General features: G+C 65.8%; 14 protein-coding genes and 1 rRNA gene. 10 read left to right on the top strand and 5 right to left on the bottom strand.

Annotation, left to right across the window (positions count from 1 at the left end; genetic code table 11):
- The 4 genes from rrf to AB0L58_RS26515 all read left to right on the top strand — a co-directional run.
- Positions 1 to 88 (top strand): 5S ribosomal RNA (gene rrf / locus AB0L58_RS26530); the annotation flags it as partial.
- A gap of 193 nt (positions 89 to 281) precedes the next feature.
- Positions 282 to 1,025, top strand: a complete 744-nt coding sequence (locus AB0L58_RS26525) for a rhomboid-like protein (protein ID WP_364390456.1) — start codon at positions 282 to 284, stop codon at positions 1,023 to 1,025.
- Positions 1,026 to 1,083: 58 nt separating this feature from the next.
- Entirely contained in the window at positions 1,084 to 1,770 is a 687-nt protein-coding gene (nucS, locus tag AB0L58_RS26520) for an endonuclease NucS (protein WP_364390455.1), read from the top strand.
- Between the two features lie 434 nt (positions 1,771 to 2,204).
- Positions 2,205 to 2,513, top strand: a complete 309-nt coding sequence (locus AB0L58_RS26515) for an ATP/GTP-binding protein (RefSeq protein WP_364390454.1) — start codon at positions 2,205 to 2,207, stop codon at positions 2,511 to 2,513.
- Between the two features lie 1,187 nt (positions 2,514 to 3,700).
- Here AB0L58_RS26515 and AB0L58_RS26510 read toward each other — a convergent pair.
- Positions 3,701 to 4,702, bottom strand: a complete 1,002-nt coding sequence (locus AB0L58_RS26510) for a hypothetical protein (RefSeq protein WP_364390453.1) — start codon at positions 4,700 to 4,702, stop codon at positions 3,701 to 3,703.
- Positions 4,703 to 4,788: 86 nt separating this feature from the next.
- Positions 4,789 to 5,262 (bottom strand): methylmalonyl-CoA epimerase, encoded by a 474-nt coding sequence (gene mce, locus AB0L58_RS26505; protein WP_364390452.1) that lies wholly within the window; start codon positions 5,260 to 5,262, stop codon positions 4,789 to 4,791.
- 170 nt (positions 5,263 to 5,432) lie between these two features.
- On the opposite strand from mce, the gene AB0L58_RS26500 reads away from it, so the two are divergent.
- The 3 genes from AB0L58_RS26500 (at position 5,433) to AB0L58_RS26490 (ending at position 7,993) form a co-directional block, all read left to right on the top strand.
- On the top strand, positions 5,433 to 6,611 hold the full coding sequence (locus AB0L58_RS26500) for an acetyl-CoA C-acetyltransferase (RefSeq protein WP_364390450.1): 1,179 nt from the start codon (positions 5,433 to 5,435) through the stop codon (positions 6,609 to 6,611).
- Between the two features lie 106 nt (positions 6,612 to 6,717).
- Positions 6,718 to 7,086: a DUF3817 domain-containing protein gene (locus AB0L58_RS26495; RefSeq protein WP_364390449.1), complete on the top strand. Its 369-nt coding sequence runs from the start codon at positions 6,718 to 6,720 to the stop codon at positions 7,084 to 7,086.
- Positions 7,087 to 7,147: 61 nt separating this feature from the next.
- The gene (locus AB0L58_RS26490) at positions 7,148 to 7,993 is read left to right on the top strand and encodes a tetratricopeptide repeat protein (protein ID WP_364390478.1); all 846 of its coding nucleotides are present in this window, start codon (positions 7,148 to 7,150) and stop codon (positions 7,991 to 7,993) included.
- A gap of 72 nt (positions 7,994 to 8,065) precedes the next feature.
- On the opposite strand, the gene glgB is transcribed toward AB0L58_RS26490, so the two are convergent.
- The 3 genes from glgB to AB0L58_RS26475 are packed head-to-tail and all read right to left on the bottom strand — an operon-like array spanning position 8,066 to position 12,935.
- Positions 8,066 to 10,222, bottom strand: a complete 2,157-nt coding sequence (gene glgB, locus AB0L58_RS26485; RefSeq protein WP_364390447.1) for a 1,4-alpha-glucan branching protein GlgB — start codon at positions 10,220 to 10,222, stop codon at positions 8,066 to 8,068.
- On the bottom strand, positions 10,219 to 12,222 hold the full coding sequence (locus AB0L58_RS26480; RefSeq protein WP_364390446.1) for an alpha-1,4-glucan--maltose-1-phosphate maltosyltransferase: 2,004 nt from the start codon (positions 12,220 to 12,222) through the stop codon (positions 10,219 to 10,221). The genes glgB and AB0L58_RS26480 overlap by 4 nt, the downstream gene beginning before the upstream one ends.
- 38 nt (positions 12,223 to 12,260) lie before the next feature.
- Positions 12,261 to 12,935: a LysE family translocator gene (locus tag AB0L58_RS26475; RefSeq protein WP_364390445.1), complete on the bottom strand. Its 675-nt coding sequence runs from the start codon at positions 12,933 to 12,935 to the stop codon at positions 12,261 to 12,263.
- Between the two features lie 113 nt (positions 12,936 to 13,048).
- Between AB0L58_RS26475 and glgP the strand changes: the two genes are divergently transcribed.
- The 3 genes from glgP (at position 13,049) to AB0L58_RS26460 (ending at position 17,994) form a co-directional block, all read left to right on the top strand.
- On the top strand, positions 13,049 to 15,619 hold the full coding sequence (glgP, locus tag AB0L58_RS26470; RefSeq protein WP_364390444.1) for an alpha-glucan family phosphorylase: 2,571 nt from the start codon (positions 13,049 to 13,051) through the stop codon (positions 15,617 to 15,619).
- Between the two features lie 351 nt (positions 15,620 to 15,970).
- Positions 15,971 to 17,332, top strand: coding sequence for an NCS2 family permease (locus tag AB0L58_RS26465; RefSeq protein ID WP_364390443.1), 1,362 nt, complete (start codon positions 15,971 to 15,973; stop codon positions 17,330 to 17,332).
- A 116-nt stretch (positions 17,333 to 17,448) separates the two neighbouring features.
- The gene (locus tag AB0L58_RS26460) at positions 17,449 to 17,994 is read left to right on the top strand and encodes a DoxX family protein (protein WP_364390442.1); all 546 of its coding nucleotides are present in this window, start codon (positions 17,449 to 17,451) and stop codon (positions 17,992 to 17,994) included.
- Positions 17,995 to 18,237: the final 243 nt, after the last annotated feature.

Below are 18,237 nucleotides of genomic sequence, written 5' to 3'. Positions count from 1 at the left end.
CGGTCCCATTCCGAACCCGGAAGCTAAGGCCACCAGCGCCGATGGTACTGCACTCGACAGGGTGTGGGAGAGTAGGACACCGCCGGAACATCCTTGCGAAAGGCCCCCAACAACAGTTGGGGGCCTTTTTGCGTCATATACTCTTCGCGCGCTGTGTGGCATGAGGTTTCGTAGCAATCTCACAGGGAACAAGCACACTATGCGGCGCTTCGGCGTTCATGATGGAGAGTGACAGAAAGTAGTAGTCAGCGTCGGCATGCTCGTAGGAGCGGTCGACGCGCATGGAGGTGTTGATGGTCGCAGCGACGACAACCGCCGACCGCGCGCCGGTCGATCCCCTCAGGCCGCTTCGCTCACACTGGTGGCAGCTGAGGCTCCCGGCGACGTTCGGATATCTGGCGGCTCTTGTCGCTGTTACCGCCGTCTTCTCCGTGATGAGCGAGTCTGCGCAGGCGCGGGTGGTGCTGCACGCGAGCACGAATCTGCACAATCTGCTGAACGGCCGGGTGGGCACCATGCTCTCGAGCGCACTGGTGATCGGTGATGTCAGTGCCGCCTGGGTGCTGATTCCGTTGCTGGGTTGTCTGCTCGCCCTTGCCGAGCTGCGGTTCGGTGCGGTGCATATGGTGCGCGTATTCCTGGCCGGACATATCGGTGCCACGCTCCTTGTCGCGGCTGGCCTGTGGATCGCGATCGAGGCCGACTGGTTGCCCGCGAGCATCCGCTGGGCGCAGGACGTCGGCGTCAGCTACGGTGCCATGGCGTTGGTCGGGGCGATTGTGGTCGCTATTCCGCGCCGCTGGCGAATTGCCTGGGCCACCGCGTGGTTTATCGTCGCGGCCGAGGGTGTGTTGATCGAACAGACCTTCACCAATGTCGGTCATCTGCTGGCCTTCGGTATCGGAACCGCGGTCGGCTTCGGCATGCTGCGTGCGAAAGCGGCGTCGACCCGCCGACTTACCCGGGTCGAATCCGGTCTGCTCGTCGTGAGTGCGGTTCTCGCGGCAATCCTGCTCATGGGCTGACCGCCGACGCGCCAGGGGTGACGCTGGCCGGGACCGAGCGCTCACCTACAGTGCTTGGGTGCGCCTAGTGATTGCTCGCTGTCAGGTCGACTACGTAGGGCGACTCACCGCCCATCTCGCAATGGCCCGCCGATTGCTGCTGATCAAAGCGGACGGTTCGGTCCTCGTGCACTCCGATGGTGGTTCGTATAAGCCACTGAACTGGATGAGTCCGCCGTGCTGGTTGGAAGAGCGCGACGGTGATGCGGTGCCGGAGGGAGCGAAGGCATTCTGGGTGGTTACCAATAAGGCCGGTGAGGAACTGCGCATCACCATCGAGGACATCGAGCACGACTCCTCGCATGAACTGGGCGTCGACCCCGGTCTGGTGAAAGACGGTGTGGAGGCTCATCTTCAGGAGCTGCTCGCCGAGCATGTGCAGACTCTCGGCCCCGGCTACACGCTGATCCGCCGCGAGTACATGACTGCCATCGGCCCGGTGGATCTGCTCTGCCGCGACGCCGACGGCGCTACCGTGGCCGTCGAGATCAAGCGCCGCGGCGAAATCGATGGCGTCGAACAGCTGACCCGCTACCTCGAACTGTTGAACCGAGACCCACTTCTCGCCCCGGTCGCCGGCGTCTTCGCCGCCCAACAGATCAAGCCCCAAGCCCGCACCCTGGCCGAGGACCGCGGCATCCGCTGCCTGACCCTCGATTACGATGCCCTACGCGGCACCGAGAGCAACGAATTCCGCCTCTTCTAGCAAAACCCCCACCTTCCGCGTCGGCACAGGAACTCGCCCACAGCGCATAAGCCCGTCGGCCACAATGACTTTGCCTGTTGCCACAGATTCCGCATGAGTCCGTGCGCGCACGGGTTCGTGCACCGCACACGACGTGCCCGCTGCGAATGAATTCACCGGTCGCGCAGAAGTTCGCGCGCGTCAGGTGAGTTCGTTGGCTGCGCACTGGTTTGTCTGCTGTGCCTGGAGTCCTGCACTGTGCACGGGTTCGCCGGTTGCGCTTGAATTCGAGTTGCGCGTGAGTTCGAGTGCCGCGCACGGGTCGGCGTGCTGTGAGGGATCGCGCGCCGCGCAGGGATCTGCCGGGCGATAACGTGCGTGGGGTGCGAAGTCGTGCGTGGGAGGGGATGGACCGCGCTCGCGGTGTGCGGTGGGGCACAACCTAGGCTTGTGGCATGCCTCGACGGAAGCCGCGGATGGAGCGCCAGGTGGGGCGCTCGCAGGAGGGTGTCCCGCCGATCGGCGATGTTTTCGGTCGGCGGGAAGCCGGGCCGGACAGCGACGATGTGTACATCGTGCGAACCGTTCCGGGCAGTCGGGCGATCAAAACCTATCGCTGCCCCGGCTGCGATCACGAAATCCCGCCCGGCGTAGCCCATATCGTCGCCTGGGCGGTCGACGGTGGTGAAGACGGCCGCAGACACTGGCACCGCGGGTGCTGGAACGGCCGCCGCACCCGGCGAATCACCCGTCGCTGGTCCTGAATTGTTGATTTCCGGCTCGAGCCTGGTGCAGGCGAACTTCTCTAGCGCGACTGGCGTCAGGCTGGCCAGCAAGTTTGTCAATGGCTGCGCGGACAGCTCCGCGAGTGGCGAATTGATCGTACGAAATCCGTCGATGAACAGGGTCGGGTGACGGCGCCAGGCTCGGTTCATGGTCGAAGGTCATCTCGACGGTGCGGGAGATACCCCAGATCACGAAAGCCCGGTTGTCGATGGTGTCCTCGCACCGCAGAGCGCCACTGCGCTCCCTATCACCGGGTAGTGAGAGGCCGTCCGGGCCGACCTCCATGGCATTCGGCATCGCGATGTTCTGCGCCAGTATGCGCCGTGTACTTTGCATCGGTGAACAGCTGCGACGGCGACGTCGCCGTCTTTGTCTAGCGGTGGTTGCGCCGCAGGTGATTTCAATTCCCCGGGCAGCGATCTCGCTTGAACCGGTCTGCGTGATCGGGAGCGGCTGTGGCCGGCCGTGTCGGCGATTGTCGACCGGCTCGGTGATATCGGTGTCGTCGAGTATGCGCCGACCGGACCTGGGTGGCTGCGACGGCGGGCCATATTCGCTCGGCGGATCCGGAGTCGTTCGAATTCGGCCTGGACATACTGCTGCGCACGCCGCGGCGCTGATCGGCTCGGTATTGCCGCGGATGCGCGACCGCGCTGGCGGCGAGGTACCGTTCGGGCTCGCTGTCGCGGCCAATGTTCCGGTACCGCAACTGAGCAATGTGGCCGTGGCGCCCGCACCTATCTGCGCAACGTCCACGTATCACTGGCCGACACGAGTGTTTATGCCGGTCTGGTGCAGGTGGCCGGTATGGTCGGTGCCAGCGAATCCGCTGAATACGGTGCCCGGCAATGAATCCGGCGATATTGCTCGCTGCGCTGGACCCGGCGGCGCTTGTCGACGCGGCGTGGGAACCGTACGCGGCGCGTGACCGGTTCGAGACCGCATCGGCATGTGGATTGCGCAGTTCGGCCCGTAGACACACTGCGGTGCAAGGTATTCCAGGATATGCGGGCAGAATTCGAAGCCCTGGAAGGCGAATCCGAGATGCGGGTGTGGCAGCAATGCCCAGTCGGTCGGGACATTAGGAAGGCCGCCCCGGTTACGGGGCGGCCTTGGTGTGAATTCGGTTGGGGTGTTGCGTTTGTCGCCGCTCAGCCCGACGTTGTCAGTTGCTGATTTCGGCGTTCTCGCGCTCGTCGGCGTCGATGTCGTCTTCCTCGGTCGAGACCTCGGGGATCGCCTTGGCGCGCGAACCGGTGACCGACTTGGTGCCGCCGCCGATGGACTTGCGCTGATCCGGAACACCGTCCAGCAGTTCGCTTTCCCGGTTGACCGCCGCGAGCATGGCGGGCACCGAGTCGAGCTGGCCGCGGATACCGAGCAACTGGGCGAGCACCCGGCCGCGCAGTACGCGCATTTCCTCGGCGAGTTCCTTGGCGTGCGCGATCTTGCGCTCGGAGGTCTGGGTGGCGGAGGTGATGAGGCGGTTCGACTCGTCGGTCGCGTCCTTGATCCGCTGAGCGGCCTCGGCGCGGCTGGTGGCCTCGAGCTCCTCCATGGCGCGGGTGAGCTTGGTGCGACGCTCCGCCATGGTGGCCTCGAAGTCCTGCTGGGTCGCCTTGCGCTTGGCATCGGCTTCCTTGCCGAGGCGGTCGGCCTCGGCCTGAGCGGCCTCGATGATCTTGGCGGACTCGGTACGCGCATTCGCGAGGGTCTGCTCGAATTCGATCTCGAGCGCCTCGCGCTTCTCCTTGGTCTCGGCGAGCAGCGATTCGTACTTGCCACGCATTTCGGTGGCCTGCTGCTCGGCGATCGACACCATTTCCGCCGCCTCGGCCTGCGCGAGCGCGCGGACCTCGGAAGCCTCGTCGGAAGCCAGCCGCAGCATCCGAGAGATGCGGTCGGACATGCCTTCCGCGGTGGTCGGCGGAACCGAGAGGCGATCGACCTCCTTGCGGAGCTCGTCGATCTCGTCCCGCGCGTCCTCCAGTTGGCTGGCGAGGTTACGGGCTTGCGCCGCAGCGGCATCCCGATCTGTGGCGGTGACTCTTAGTTCGGCATCGAAACGGTCGAAGTAGTTGCGTACCTCGTCTTGCGCATAACCCTTGCGCACAACGGTGAAGGGCAGTGCAACGAAGCGATTGCGATCGGACTCGGGTGACGACATGGGTCACAAACTACAGCCTACTTGCACATCATGGTGACTCGACCGCGAATGTGACCGCGACGAGTTTTTCAGGCCCGATCTTGATACTAGTGCGTAACATTCGTGCTGGGCTCGACCAACTCGATCAGCACACCGCCAGCATCCTTCGGGTGGATGAAATTGATGCGAGAATCTGCGGTTCCGTGACGCGGGGCGTCGTACAGCAAACGCAGACCTCGATCACGAAGATACACGGAGACGGCCTCGATGTCGGTAACCCGATAGGCGAGTTGCTGCAGGCCCGGACCGCTGCGGTCGATGAACTTGGCGATGGTGGACTCCGCGTTGAGTGGTGCCAGCAACTGCAGGGCAGTCGCGCCGTCCGGTGCACCGGGCAAAGACAGCATCGCCTCGTGCACACCTTGGGCCTCGTTCACCTCGCGGTGGGTCTCGATCATGCCGAGATTGTCGGCATACCAGGCAATTGCGGCATCCAGATCGGGTACGGCGATGCCCACGTGGTCGACGGCGATGATGTAGTCGCCGGGGATGAAGTTCGACGGGTCGATAACGTTGCTCACCACTCGAACGTAGCGCCTGATCCGGCACAGCCGGCCGGAAGGCGTAGGCGAGGGCGCCGCGCACCTGGTAGGGGGCGTTCGAGTAGGGCAAGCTACCGTTGAGTACAGAGGTTGACGTCGCGAGTGCTCGGTCCGCGACGCTGTTCCGATCAATGAATGCGAGGCTCGTCGTGACCACAACCGTGATCGTTTCCGGTGCGCGTACCCCGGTCGGTCGGCTGCTCGGGGGTCTGAAGGACTTCACCGGTTCCGACCTGGGCGGGCTCGCCATCAAGGCCGCGCTGGAGAAGGGCGGCATCGCGCCGGAACAGGTCGACTACGTGATCATGGGACAGGTGCTCACCGCGGGCGCGGGGCAGATCCCGGCCCGGCAGGCCGCCGTGGCCGCGGGCATTCCGATGGATGTGCCCGCCTTGACGGTGAACAAGGTGTGCCTGTCCGGTATCAACGCGATCGCGCTGGCGGATCAGCTGATCCGTGCGGGCGAGTACGAGATCGTCGTCGCGGGCGGGCAGGAATCCATGAGCCAGGCCCCGCATCTGCTCGAAAAGAGCAGGGAGGGCTACAAATACGGCGATGTGACGCTGCGCGACAGCATGGCCTACGACGGTCTGCACGACATCTTCACCGACCAGCCGATGGGTGCGCTCACCGAACAGCGCAACGACGCCGAGCCGGTCAGCCGGGATGATCAGGACGCGTTCGCGGCGGCCTCGCACCAGCGCGCGGCGGCGGCCTGGAAGAACGGCGTCTTCGATGACGAGGTGGCGCCGGTCTCGGTGCCGCAGCGCAAGGGCGATCCGATCGTGGTGAGCACCGACGAGGGCATCCGCGCGGACACCACCGTCGAATCGCTGGCCAAGCTGCGCCCGGCCTTCCGCAAGGACGGCACCATCACCGCGGGCACCGCCTCGCAGATCTCCGACGGCGCGGCCGCGGTGGTCGTGATGAGCAAGGAGAAGGCGCAGTCGCTCGGCCTGAGCTGGATCGCCGAGATCGGGGCTGCGGGCGTGGTGGCGGGCCCGGATTCGACGCTGCAGGATCAGCCCGCCAACGCCATCGCCAAGGCCTGTGCGCGCGAAGGCATTTCGCCCGCCGAGCTGGATCTGGTCGAGATCAACGAGGCGTTCGCGGCGGTCGGCATCGCCTCCACCCGCAAGTTGGGCATTGATCCGGAGAAGGTCAACGTCAACGGTGGTGCCATCGCCATCGGTCACCCGCTCGGCATGTCGGGTGCGCGCATCCTGCTGCATCTGGCGCTGGAGCTGAAGCGACGCGGGGGCGGCATCGGCGCGGCCGCGCTCTGCGGTGGCGGCGGTCAGGGTGACGCGCTGATCATCAAGGTGTAGTTCTCGTCTCCGCCGGCCCGGCATATACCGGGTCGGCGGGGCTCGCCCGCCGCGGTGTGACCGGTTCAACTACGACCCGTCGTAGCAGTCCGGCACAATGGTGGCCATGGGCAATTTCTTCGACTTGAGCACCGTGGCCAAGCGGTTCCGCTTCATCGCCGTGCTGGAGGCGATCTCCTGGGGCTTCCTGATCGTCGGCATGGTGTTCAAGCGCCTCCCCGAACCGGTCCTGTGGCCGGTCAAGGTGTTCGGGATGACGCACGGCATCATCTTCATCCTGTTCGTCATCACCGCGATTCTCGCGGCTCGCGAGCTGGCTTGGAACACCAAGACCACCGTGCTCGCACTGCTGTCCAGCATTCCGCCGTTTTTCACCGTGCTCTTCGAGGTGTGGGCGGTGCGCGCGGGCAAGCTCGGTGAGCTCAGCGATACCGGTTCCGTCGACTCCGGAGCCCCGGCGTCGGTCACGCCGTGACAAACTGGAAGCCGTGACTCGACCTGCTGCCCGCCGTCCTTCGCCAGCCGTCGCCGCCGCCATGTCCGGTGCGGTGGATTTGTCCAGCCTGAAGCAGCCCCCGGCCGGTGCGTCGGGGGCAGGAGGCGGCGACTACGCCGTCTCCGAGGCGGATTTCGAAACGAAGGTGCTGCGTAGGTCCACCCAGGTCCCGGTGGTCGTCGTGCTGTACTCGCAGCGCAGCCCTGGCAGCGTCGAGCTGGTTCGGACGTTGGAGCGGCTCGTCCAGGAAGGTGCGGGCGCATGGGATCTGGCCACGGTCGAGGCCGAGGCCAATATGCGGATCGCGCAGGCCTTCGGTGTGAAGGGCATTCCCACGGTGATCGCGGTGGCTGGCGGTCGGCCGCTCGCGGATTTCGAGGGCGCCCAGCCGGAGCCGCAGGTCCGGCAGTGGTTGAGTGCGGTCGTCGAGGCAGTCGGCGGCCAGTTCGAGGGTGATGAACAGCCGCAGGCCGTGGAGGACCCGCGTTTCACCGCCGCAGAGGCCGCGCTGGAGCGCGGTGACATGGCCGGCGCCGAAGCGGCGTACGAGGCCATCATCGCCGCGGAGCCGGGCAATGAGGAGGCGAAGAGCGCGCTGCGTCAGCTGCGCTTCCTGTCGCGGGCCCAGGCCATATCGGAGACCGCGATCGCCACTGCCGATGCCGATCCGGCCAATGTCGACGCGGCCCTGGACGCCGCGGATGTCGAGATGCTGAGCCAGCAGCCGGAGGCCTCGTTCGATCGGTTGATCGCCGTGATCAAGAAGACGGCGGGCGATGATCGCACCAAGGCGCGTACTCGGCTGCTCGAACTCTTCGAGTTGTTCGACCCGGCAGAGCCTTTCGTGGTCGCTGCCCGCCGCAAGCTCGCCGCCGCGCTGTACTGACCCGGCTGCCGGAGGCACGCCCGACATCGGCGGATAGCCCCGCCGTTCGTCTATCGCTATTTGCCTACGACCTTATGACTCCGGCGCGAGCCAGATCGCGGTATTCGGCGCAAGGGCGACGGTGGCCGAAGCCGGCCGGCCGTGCCACGGCTCATCGGTCGCCTCGACCCCGCCCAGGTTTCCGATGCCGGAGCCGCCGTATTCGACGCCGTCGGTATTGAGGATTTCGCGCCAAGTGCCCGCGCTCGGCAGGCCGACGCGGTATTCGCCGTGCACCGAGCCGGAGAAGTTGAAGACGCAGGCGATCACCGAACCGTCGGAGCCGTAGCGCAGGAAGGCGATCACATTGTTTTCGCGATCGTCGGCCTGGACCCAGGAGTAGCCGCCCGGACTGGTGTCCTGGCTCCACAGCGCGGGATGGGCGCGGTAGACCGCGTTCAGATCCCGGACGGCGGTCGTAATGCCCTGGTGCAGCGGGTTTTCCAGTTCGTACCAGTCCAGGCCGCGGTCGTGTGACCATTCCCGGAACTGGCCGAAATCCTGGCCCATGAACAGCAATTGCTTACCGGGATGCGACCACATGTACGCTAGCAGCGCGCGCACGCCCGCCGCCTTGGCGAACTCGTCACCCGGCATTCTGGTCCACAGCGTGCCCTTGCCGTGCACGACCTCGTCGTGGCTGATGGGCAACACATAGTTCTCGCTCCACGCATACACCAGCGAGAAGGTGATCTCGTTATGGTGCCAGGAGCGGTGGATCGGATCGCGCCCCAGATAGCCGAGGGTGTCGTGCATCCAGCCCATATTCCACTTCATGGTGAAGCCGAGACCGCCGACGTCGGCGCCGCGGGTGACACCGGGCCAGGTAGTGGATTCCTCGGCGATGGTGACGACACCGGGATGGTGGCGGTGCACGGTTTCATTGAGGTCCTGCAGGAAGTCGACGGCCTCCAGATTCTCCCGGCCACCGTGCACATTGGGTTCCCATTCACCTTCGGTGCGTGAGTAGTCCAGGTACAGCATCGAGGCGACCGCGTCCACGCGCAGTCCGTCGATATGGAATTCCTCGATCCAGTACCGCGCATTGGCGACCAGGAAGTTGCGCACCTCATTGCGGCCGAAGTCGAAAACGTAGGTGCCCCAGTCGAGTTGCTCGCCGCGGCGCGGGTCGGCGTGTTCGTAGAGCGCGGTGCCGTCGAAGCGTGCCAGCGCCCATTCGTCCCGGGGGAAGTGTGCGGGCACCCAGTCGAGCAGTACGCCGATGCCCGCGGCGTGCATGCGGTCGACGAAGGCGCGGAAATCGTCGGGTGTGCCGAAGCGGGCGGTGGGTGCGTAATAGGACGTGACCTGATAGCCCCAGGAGCCGCCGAACGGGTGCTCGGCGATCGGCAGCAGTTCGATATGGGTGAATCCGGCCGCGCGCACGTAATCGGCGAGCTGATCGGCCAATTCGCGGTAGCCGAGGCCCGGACGCCACGATCCCGGATGCACTTCGTAGATGCTCATCGGGGCGCGGGTCGGGTCGGTATTTTCGCGGGTGGCGAGCCAATCGCCGTCGGACCACACGTAGTTGCTTTCGGTGATCACCGACGCCGTCGCCGGTGGCAGCTCCGTCGCGAAGGCCAGCGGATCCGCATGATCCACGGTGCGGCCGTCGGCGCCGTGCACCCGGAACTTGTACTTGGTGCCGACGCCGACTCCCGGTACGAAGACCTCCCAAACCCCGGAGGATCCGAGTGAACGCATCGGCGAGGTACTACCGCTCCACCCGTCGAAATCCCCGATGACGGTGACGCCCCGGGCATTCGGTGCCCAGACGGCGAACGAAGTGCCGTCCACCGCACCGTCGAGGGTGGTGTAGCGGCGCGGGTGGGCGCCGAGCACCTCCCACAGGTGTTCGTGGCGGCCCGCGCCGATGAGATGCAGGTCCAGCTCACCGATAGTGGGCAGAAAGCGGTAGCCGTCCGCGCTGATGATCGTCTGCCCGCCTTGGTAATTGGTGACGATGCGGTAATCCATCAGGTCCGGATGCGGTACGACACCGGCGAAAATACCGTGCCCCAACGACTGCAGCGGATGGTCGGAGCCGCCGACCCTGGCGAACACCGTATCGGCATGCGGGCGCAGTACCCGGACGATCGTGCCGTCGGGATGCGGGTGTGCGCCGAGCACGGTATGCGGATCGGTGTGGGTGCCCGCCGCGAGCAACATCAGATCGCGGCGCTTCATCGAAATGTCCTCCGGAAGGCCAGTTCCGCGCGCGCCTGCTGCGGTACCACGGGCAGTGTGAGAATGTGGGCGACTGCGCGTGCCGGATCCAGCCGCACGTAGTTGGTCTGCGCCCAGTGGTATTCCTCGCCGCTGACCTCGTCGAACACCACCGGATGGTCGTGCCATTCGCGCCCGATGGCGGGCAGGTCGAGCGAAATCATGCCCCATTCGGCCGCATAGGGATTCAGATTCACCACGACCAGCACCGCGTCACCGCTGACCGGATCGACCTTCGAGTAGGCCAGCAGCGCGTCGTTGTCGACGTGATGGAAGTGGATGCAGCGCAACTGCTGCAATGCCGGATGTGAGCGGCGGATCTCGTTGAGCCGAGTGATCCAGGGCTCCAACGATTCTCCGCGCGCGAGCGCCTCGGCGAACGGTCGCGGGCGCAGTTCGTACTTCTCCGAATCCAGGTATTCCTCGCTGCCCGGCCGCACCGCCTGATGCTCGAAGAGTTCGAATCCGGAGTAGACACCCCAGGTCGGAGCCATGGTCGCGGCCAGTACCGCGCGAATGGCGAACATGCCTGGCCCGCCGTGCTGCAGGCTCTCGTGCAGGATGTCGGGGGTGTTGACGAACAGGTTCGGTCTGGCCTCGTCGGCCTTGGCGGCCAGTTCGTTGCCGAATTCGGTCAGCTCCCACTTGGCGACGCGCCAGGTGAAGTATGTATAGGACTGACTGAATCCGCGGCGGGCCAGACCGTAGAGCCGGGCCGGTCGGGTGAACGCCTCGGACAGGAAGATCACATCGGGATCGGTTCGCCGCACGGTCGCGATCAGCCAATCCCAGAAGTCGGCGGGTTTGGTGTGCGGGTTGTCGACGCGGAAGATTTTGACGCCCAAGCCGATCCAGTGTCGGACGACGCGCAGTACCTCGGCGTACAGCCCGTCCGGATCGTTGTCGAAGTTGACGGGGTAGATGTCCTGATATTTCTTCGGTGGATTCTCGGCGTAGGCGATGGTGCCGTCCGGCAGCGTCGTGAACCACTCCGGGTGCGCGGCGACCCACGGATGATCCGGTGCACACTGCAGCGCCAGGTCGAGCGCGACTTCGAGGCCGAGTTCGGTTGCGGTGGCTACGAATTCGGTGAAGTCGGCGGTGCTGCCGAGCTCGGGGTGGATCGCGTCGTGCCCGCCTTCCTTCGACCCGATCGCCCACGGCGAGCCGACATCACCGGGTTCGGCGGCGAGCGCGTTATTGCGGCCCTTGCGGTTGATCGCACCGATGGGGTGGATCGGCGGGAGGTAGACCACATCGAAGCCCATACCCGCGATGCGCGGCAATTCCTTTGCGGCGGTGGCGAAATTACCGTGGATCGGGTTGCCCGCGGCATCGCGGCCGCCGGTCGAGCGCGGGAAGAATTCGTACCACGAGCCATACAGTGCGCGTTGACGTTCCACCAGCACCGAATGCTGCGGGCCGCGAGTGACCATGTCCCGCAACGGTGTATCGCGCAGGATCTCGGCGACCTCGGCGCTGAAGGCGGGGGCGACCCTGGCGGGCAGCTGTTCGTCGGCGCGCAACGCAGTCGCGGCGGCGCGCAAGCGCTCGAACTGCTTCTTGGGCACCGCCTGCGCGGCCCGTTCGAACAGCCGGGCGCCGAGCTCGAGGTCGTTGGCGAGGTCGGTGGCGCTCTGTCCGACGGCCAGCTTGGCCTCCACCGCCGCGCGCCAGGTCGCTATCGGATCGCTCCAGCCCTCGATGCGGTAGGTCCACGTGCCGGGCACGTTGGGTACGAAGATGGCGTTGCAGACATCCGGTTCATAGTCCGGGGTCATCCGAATACGCGTGATACGCGTCGAGCCGGGGCCGCGCACCGCCAGCGTTGCCGAGACGGCGTCGTGCCCCTCGCGCCAAACCACTGTGCGCACCGGAAACACCTCGCCGACCACGGCCTTCGCCGAGCGACCGCCGGGGATCGTAGGGGCGGTGTCATCGATGGCGATGCGGCCGGTCACGTCGACCAACCTACCGGGTGCGAATCGGTTGGACGGGATCAGCGTGCGTCGGCCGCCAGACCGAGGCCCAGTGCGACCAAGATCGCGCCGAGTGCGCGCTCCACCCGCTGGCGGATTCCGGTTCGCCGCAGCCAGGTACCGGCCCGGTCCGCCGCCAGCACGATGCCGATGCACCAAGCGGTATCGATGACCAGTTGAATACCCGCCAGGATCAGCACGGTCGGCAGCACCGGACCGCTCGACGGCAGGAACTGCGGCAGGATCGTCAGGCCGAAGACGGCCGCCTTCGGATTCGCCGCGATCGAGATCAGCGAGGCGCGGAAGGCCGAACCGGGGCTGCGTCCGGACGGCAGTAGTTCGGTCGCACGGGGATGGCAGCCGGCGGGGCGGGTAAGCGCCGTGCTGCCGGAATCGTCGTCCTGGCGGGCACCGCGCCAGGCCTGCACGCCGAGCCAGATCAATACCAAAGCCCCGATGACGTGCACCGCGGTATTCATGAACCGGTTCGCGACCAGCAGCACCGACAACCCGGCGCCACCGGCGAGCGTCCACCCGAACACTCCGATCTCATTTCCGGCCACCGCCGCCAGACCGGCCCCGCGACCGTCGCGCACCGCGCGCTGGAGGAACAGCGCCGTTGCCGGTCCGGGCAGTGCGGCCAGAATGAGGCAGGCCAGCAGGAACTGGGGGAGCACATCGATCCAGTGCGGCATCAGCCGATGCTCTCATCCGCGGGAGTCGGCCGCGAGCTGTTATTCCGGGCATCATCAGGTGACCTGGGGCGCTCGGGCGACTCGGGTGGGTCGCATTCGGTAGGGTTCGGCAGGTGAAGGCACTTCGTCGTTTCACCGTCCGTGCCCATCTGCCCGAGCGTTTGGCGGCGCTGGGCGAACTTTCCACGAATCTGCGCTGGTCATGGCATTGGCCCACCCAGGATCTGTTCGCGGAGCTAGATCCCGAGCTGTGGCGCGAACTCGGCCACGACCCGGTGCGGATACTGGGTGAGGTGTCCGCGGCGCGGCTGGACGAGCTCGCCGCCGACGCGGACTACGTCGGGCGGGTGGATGCCGTGGCCGCGGATCTGCGCGACTATCTGACGCGCCCTGGCTGGTTTCCGCGGCAGACCGACGAGCCGGTGCGCGGCATTGCCTACTTCTCGATGGAGTTCGGCGTCACCGAGGTACTGCCGAACTATTCGGGCGGCCTCGGGATTCTCGCCGGTGATCACCTGAAGTCAGCATCGGATCTGGGACTTCCGCTGGTCGGCGTCGGATTGCTCTACCGCTCCGGCTATTTCCGGCAGTCGCTGACCGCGGACGGTTGGCAGTCCGAGCATTATCCGGCGCTGGACCCGCAGGGGCTGCCGTTGCGGTTGCTGACCACCGAGGGTTCGCCGGTATTGATCCATGTGGCCATGCCCGATCAGCGGGTGCTGCGGGCGCGGGTGTGGATCGCGCAGGTCGGGCGGGTGCCATTGCTGCTGCTGGATTCCGATATCGCCGAGAACGATCCGGAACTGCGCGCGGTCACCGACCGGCTCTACGGCGGTGACCAGGACCATCGGATCAAACAGGAGATCCTGGCCGGTATCGGCGGCGTGCGGGCGGTGCGCGCGTATACGCGCGCCGCCGGACTGCCGGATCCCGATGTGTTCCATATGAACGAGGGCCACGCCGGATTCCTCGGCGTCGAGCGGATCCGTGAACTCGTCTCGACCGGACTGGATTTCGATACCGCACTCACTGCCGTGCGGGCAGCTACCGTTTTCACCACGCATACGCCGGTGCCCGCTGGTATCGACAGGTTCCCGATGCCGTTGGTGCGCAGGTATTTCGGCGGCGGGCACGGCGAATCCGAATCCACGATGCTGCCGGGGCTTTCCATCGACCGGATTGTCGCGCTTGGTCGCGAAGCCGATCCTTCGGTATTCAATATGGCGCATATGGGTCTGCGACTCGCCCAGCGCGCCAATGGTGTTTCCGAACTGCACGGCGAGGTGAGCCGCGCCATGTTCGCGCCGCTGTGGCCGGGCTTCGATGCGACCGAGGTGCCGATCGGTTCGGTCACCAATGGTGTACACGCCCCGACCTGGGCCGCGCGCGAATGGTTCGACAAGGCACGCGAATACATCGGTCCCGAGCTGGTCGAGGAGGCGCGTGGCTGGGAGAAGCTGCGCGATGTCGACCTGGGTGAATTGTGGTCGACTCGGAATGCCTTGCGCGCCACCCTCGTTGCCGAGGTGCGTCGGCGGGTGCGTGCGTCCTGGTTGGAGCGCGGTGCGGCTTCGGCCGAATTGGGTTGGGTCGATAGTGTTTTCGATCCGAATGTGCTGACCGTCGGCTTCGCGCGCCGGGTGCCGACCTATAAACGGCTGACGCTGATGCTGCGCGATCCGCAGCGCCTGCGTGCGCTGCTGCTGAATCCCGATCGGCCGATGCAACTGGTCGTCGCGGGGAAGAGCCACCCCGCCGACGATGGCGGCAAGGCGCTGATTCAGCAGGTCGTGCGGTTCGCCGATGATCCGGAAGTGCGTCATCGCATCGTCTTCCTGCCCGACTACGACATGTCGATGGCCCGCTACCTGTACTGGGGTTGCGATGTCTGGTTGAACAATCCGCTGCGTCCGCTGGAGGCCTGCGGTACCTCCGGGATGAAGTCCGCGCTGAACGGCGGGCTCAACCTGTCCATCCGCGACGGCTGGTGGGACGAGATGTACGACGGCGAAAACGGTTGGGCCATACCGACCGCCGACGGTGTCTCCGATGAACACCGGCGCGACGACCTCGAGGCCGCCGCCCTCTACGACCTGTTCGAACGCACCGTCGCACCGCGCTTCTACGACCGCGACGGCTCCGATATGCCGATCCGATGGGTCGAGATGGTGCGTCACACCCTGCAGACGCTCGGTCCGCAGGTGCTGGCCTCGCGCATGGTTCGCGACTACGCCGTCGAGTACTACGCCCCCGCCGCAGCCGCCGGTCGACGCGCGAGCGCCGACGAATTCGCCGGTGCCCGAGCGGTTTCGGAGTATCGCCGCCGCGTCGAGGCCGCTTGGCCCTCGGTCAAGATCATCCAGGTCGACAGCGCGGGACTGCCCGATACCCCGATCATCGGCGCCGAACTCTCGCTCGCCGCCCGCATCGACCTGGGCGGCCTCATCCCGGCCGACGTCACGGTGCAGGCGGTACTCGGTCGGGTCTCACCGACCGACGACCTCTCCGACACCACCACCTTCCCTATGGCCCACACCGGATCCGAATCCGGCGTCGAACTCTTCACCGTCGAAACCCCGGTCCCCCTGTCCGGTGCCGTCGGATACACGGTCCGCGTCCTGCCCCACAACGAACTACTCGCGTCCGACGCCGAACTGGGCCTGGTCATCGCCCCGAGCGTCTGAGGCTGAATCCGGGACCTACTCGGAATCGTTGGCGAGTTCGACCAGGCCCCGCGGGTTCAGGGCGGTGCGCCGGTCCGGGCAGCTGCGACGGGAGTATGCGCGGCGTCCAAGCACAGGTGGGTGGTGCCGTCGAATTGCCCTGCGCGCGGCTGACCAGGGTGTGGCCGAGCTCCGCGCCCGCGACGTGGCTGCGGGTGGAGAGCGTGCGGTCGGTGAGCTGCTCGACGTTCCTCGTGCGGTCGCTCGGCAAGTCGACCGTCAGCTGCGTCCATGGGTCGGGTTCTCGAGGTCAGTGAATTGTCGGCTACCGTGCCCAGGCACCCTTTTCTCGTTTTTCGACTGGAGAGTCCCATGGTTACCGACGTTCTGACGCGAACCCGAGGACGCCTCGACGCGTACTTCGGCATCAGTTCGAACGGTTCGACCACGAAGCGCGAGTTGATGGCCGGAACCATCACCTTCCTCGCCATGTCCTATGTGCTGGCCGTGAATCCGTCGGTGCTCGGCGATCAGGGGGCACTCGGTGCCAAGGGCATCCCGATGCAGGCGGTCTTCACCGCTACGGCCGTAGCCGCGGTCTTCGGCACGTTGGTCATGGGAATCTGGGCCAGATATCCGATCGCGCTCGCACCGGGTATGGGCCTCAATGCCTTCTTCGCCTATTCGGTGGTGCTCGGGATGGGGATTCCGTGGCAAGTGGCGCTGTCGGGGACCTTCCTGTCCGGGGTGATCTTCTTCGTACTCGCGATCACCAAGGTGCGTGAACGCATCCTCAACGCGATTCCGATGCAGATGAAACTGGCCGTCGGCGCGGGCATCGGCATGTTCGTGGCATTCCTCGGTCTGAAGAACGCGGGCATCGTGGTCAATAGCGACGCCACCCTGGTCACGCTCGGCGATTTCACCGAGGGCGCCACGCTGCTGGCACTGTTCGGCCTCGTGACAACCGTGGTGTTCCTGGTCATCGGCTGGCACGGTGCGGTGCTCTACGGCATCGTGCTCACGGCCGTCGTGGGTGTCATCAGCGGTCTGGTCGAGCTGCCCAAGGGTGTCGTCGCGATGCCGAAGGGACTCGAGCACACCTTCGGACAGGCGATCATCCATCTGCCCGATGCGTTTACCGGTCAGATGGCTGTCGTCGTACTCACCATGCTGTTCGTCGACTTCTTCGACTGCTCCGGCACCCTGATCGGTGTCGCGAACCAGGCGGGACTGCTCGACAAGAGGGGCAAACTCCCGCGGGCGGCCAGTGCACTGGCGGCGGACTCGGTGGGCACCATGGCGGGGGCGGTCATCGGCACCTCGACCACGACCGCCTACGTCGAATCGACCGCGGGTGTCTCAGCGGGTGGGCGGACCGGTTTGACCGCCGTGACCACGGCGGGCTGGTTCCTGATCGCCATGTTCTGCTATCCGATCTTCGCGGTGGTCGCCGGTTCGGCCGCTATCACCGCACCCGCGCTGATCGTGGTCGGCGTACTCATGGCCCGCGCGCTCGGCGAGATCGATTGGAATCGGCTGGAGTACTCGATTCCGGCCTTCATCACCGTCGTCATGATGCCGCTGACCTACTCGATCGCGAACGGGCTGGCGATGGGCATGCTGTTCTATCCGATCGTGATGGCGGCGAAGGGGCGCGTCAAAGAGGTGCATCCGGCGATGTGGGCGCTGATGGTGATGTTCCTCGGATATTTCTTCTTCCTCGCGGAATAGGCCGTGGTATCGCGTGGTCGGGATGATCTGTGCGATAATCGGACCGCAGTCCGTTTCATTGCCGAGGCTAAACAACAGCCATTGTTCATAACCGATGCACGGATGGGGACCAGCGCATGACCAACAACGGCACACTCGAACGCCCCACCGGTCCGAGTAACGCGACTCTCGACAATTCCGCCGCCGATTTCGGCCTCCTTGTGCTGCGCGTCGTCTTCGGCGGCTTGCTGGCGGCGCACGGCGCCCAGAAACTGTTCGGCTGGTTCAACGGCCCGGGTTGGAGCGCCAACGCCGCCGGTTTCGATTCCATGGGCTACAACCCCGGCAAACTGTTCGGCACCCTCGCCGGACTGAGTGAATTCACCGGCGGTCTCCTACTGGTGCTCGGCCTGCTGACGCCGCTGGCCTCGGCCATTGTGCTCGGCACCATGATCAATGCGGTCAATGCCACCTGGGGTGGCGGGCTGCTGAGCGGAAAGGGCTACGAAATGCCCTTGCTGTTCGCCACTGTCGGCGCGGTTGTCGCGTTCACCGGCCCCGGCAAGTTCTCCCTCGATCACGGCCGTCCGTGGCAGCGTCAGGGTGTTGTGTGGGGTGTGGCGGCGATCCTGATCGCCGTGATCGCGGCTGTCGTCACGTTGATCCTCAAGTGGACGATCTGATTTCGTAACAGCGCGCGGCTTCGGCTGGGTGGCAGCCGATTTGGCATGTCATCGGAGTTCGAGTGCAGGACCGGCACCGTGGTCGCCCCGCGGTGGAACTCGTCGGCGGGCATGGACCGGATCCGCTGCGATGACGGTGACGCCGAGTTCACTTGCCTCCGCGGTGAAACTCGCTGCGCCGCCTGGGCAGTCGAGGATGCGTTCGTCGAGGTCGGCTTCGGTGAGTGCGAAGATCGTACGTAT

Source organism: Nocardia sp. NPDC052112 (genome assembly GCF_040680135.1).
Taxonomy (GTDB): Bacteria; Actinomycetota; Actinomycetes; order Mycobacteriales; family Mycobacteriaceae; genus Nocardia.
Note: the sequence above shows the minus strand (reverse complement) of the source record. Positions and strands in the feature narration are given on the sequence as shown.

Excerpts from the sequence above, each read along its gene's own strand:
- AB0L58_RS26525 (WP_364390456.1), top strand. The coding sequence starts at position 282 with ATGGAGGTGTTGATGGTCGCAGCGACGACAACCGCCGACCGCGCGCCG.
- AB0L58_RS26515 (WP_364390454.1), top strand. The coding sequence starts at position 2,205 with ATGCCTCGACGGAAGCCGCGGATGGAGCGCCAGGTGGGGCGCTCGCAG.
- AB0L58_RS26510 (WP_364390453.1), bottom strand. The coding sequence starts at position 4,702 with ATGTCGTCACCCGAGTCCGATCGCAATCGCTTCGTTGCACTGCCCTTC.
- AB0L58_RS26495 (WP_364390449.1), top strand. The coding sequence starts at position 6,718 with ATGGGCAATTTCTTCGACTTGAGCACCGTGGCCAAGCGGTTCCGCTTC.
- AB0L58_RS26490 (WP_364390478.1), top strand. The coding sequence starts at position 7,148 with ATGTCCGGTGCGGTGGATTTGTCCAGCCTGAAGCAGCCCCCGGCCGGT.
- glgB (WP_364390447.1), bottom strand. The coding sequence starts at position 10,222 with ATGAAGCGCCGCGATCTGATGTTGCTCGCGGCGGGCACCCACACCGAT.
- AB0L58_RS26475 (WP_364390445.1), bottom strand. The coding sequence starts at position 12,935 with ATGCCGCACTGGATCGATGTGCTCCCCCAGTTCCTGCTGGCCTGCCTC.
- AB0L58_RS26465 (WP_364390443.1), top strand. The coding sequence starts at position 15,971 with ATGGTTACCGACGTTCTGACGCGAACCCGAGGACGCCTCGACGCGTAC.
- AB0L58_RS26460 (WP_364390442.1), top strand. The coding sequence starts at position 17,449 with ATGACCAACAACGGCACACTCGAACGCCCCACCGGTCCGAGTAACGCG.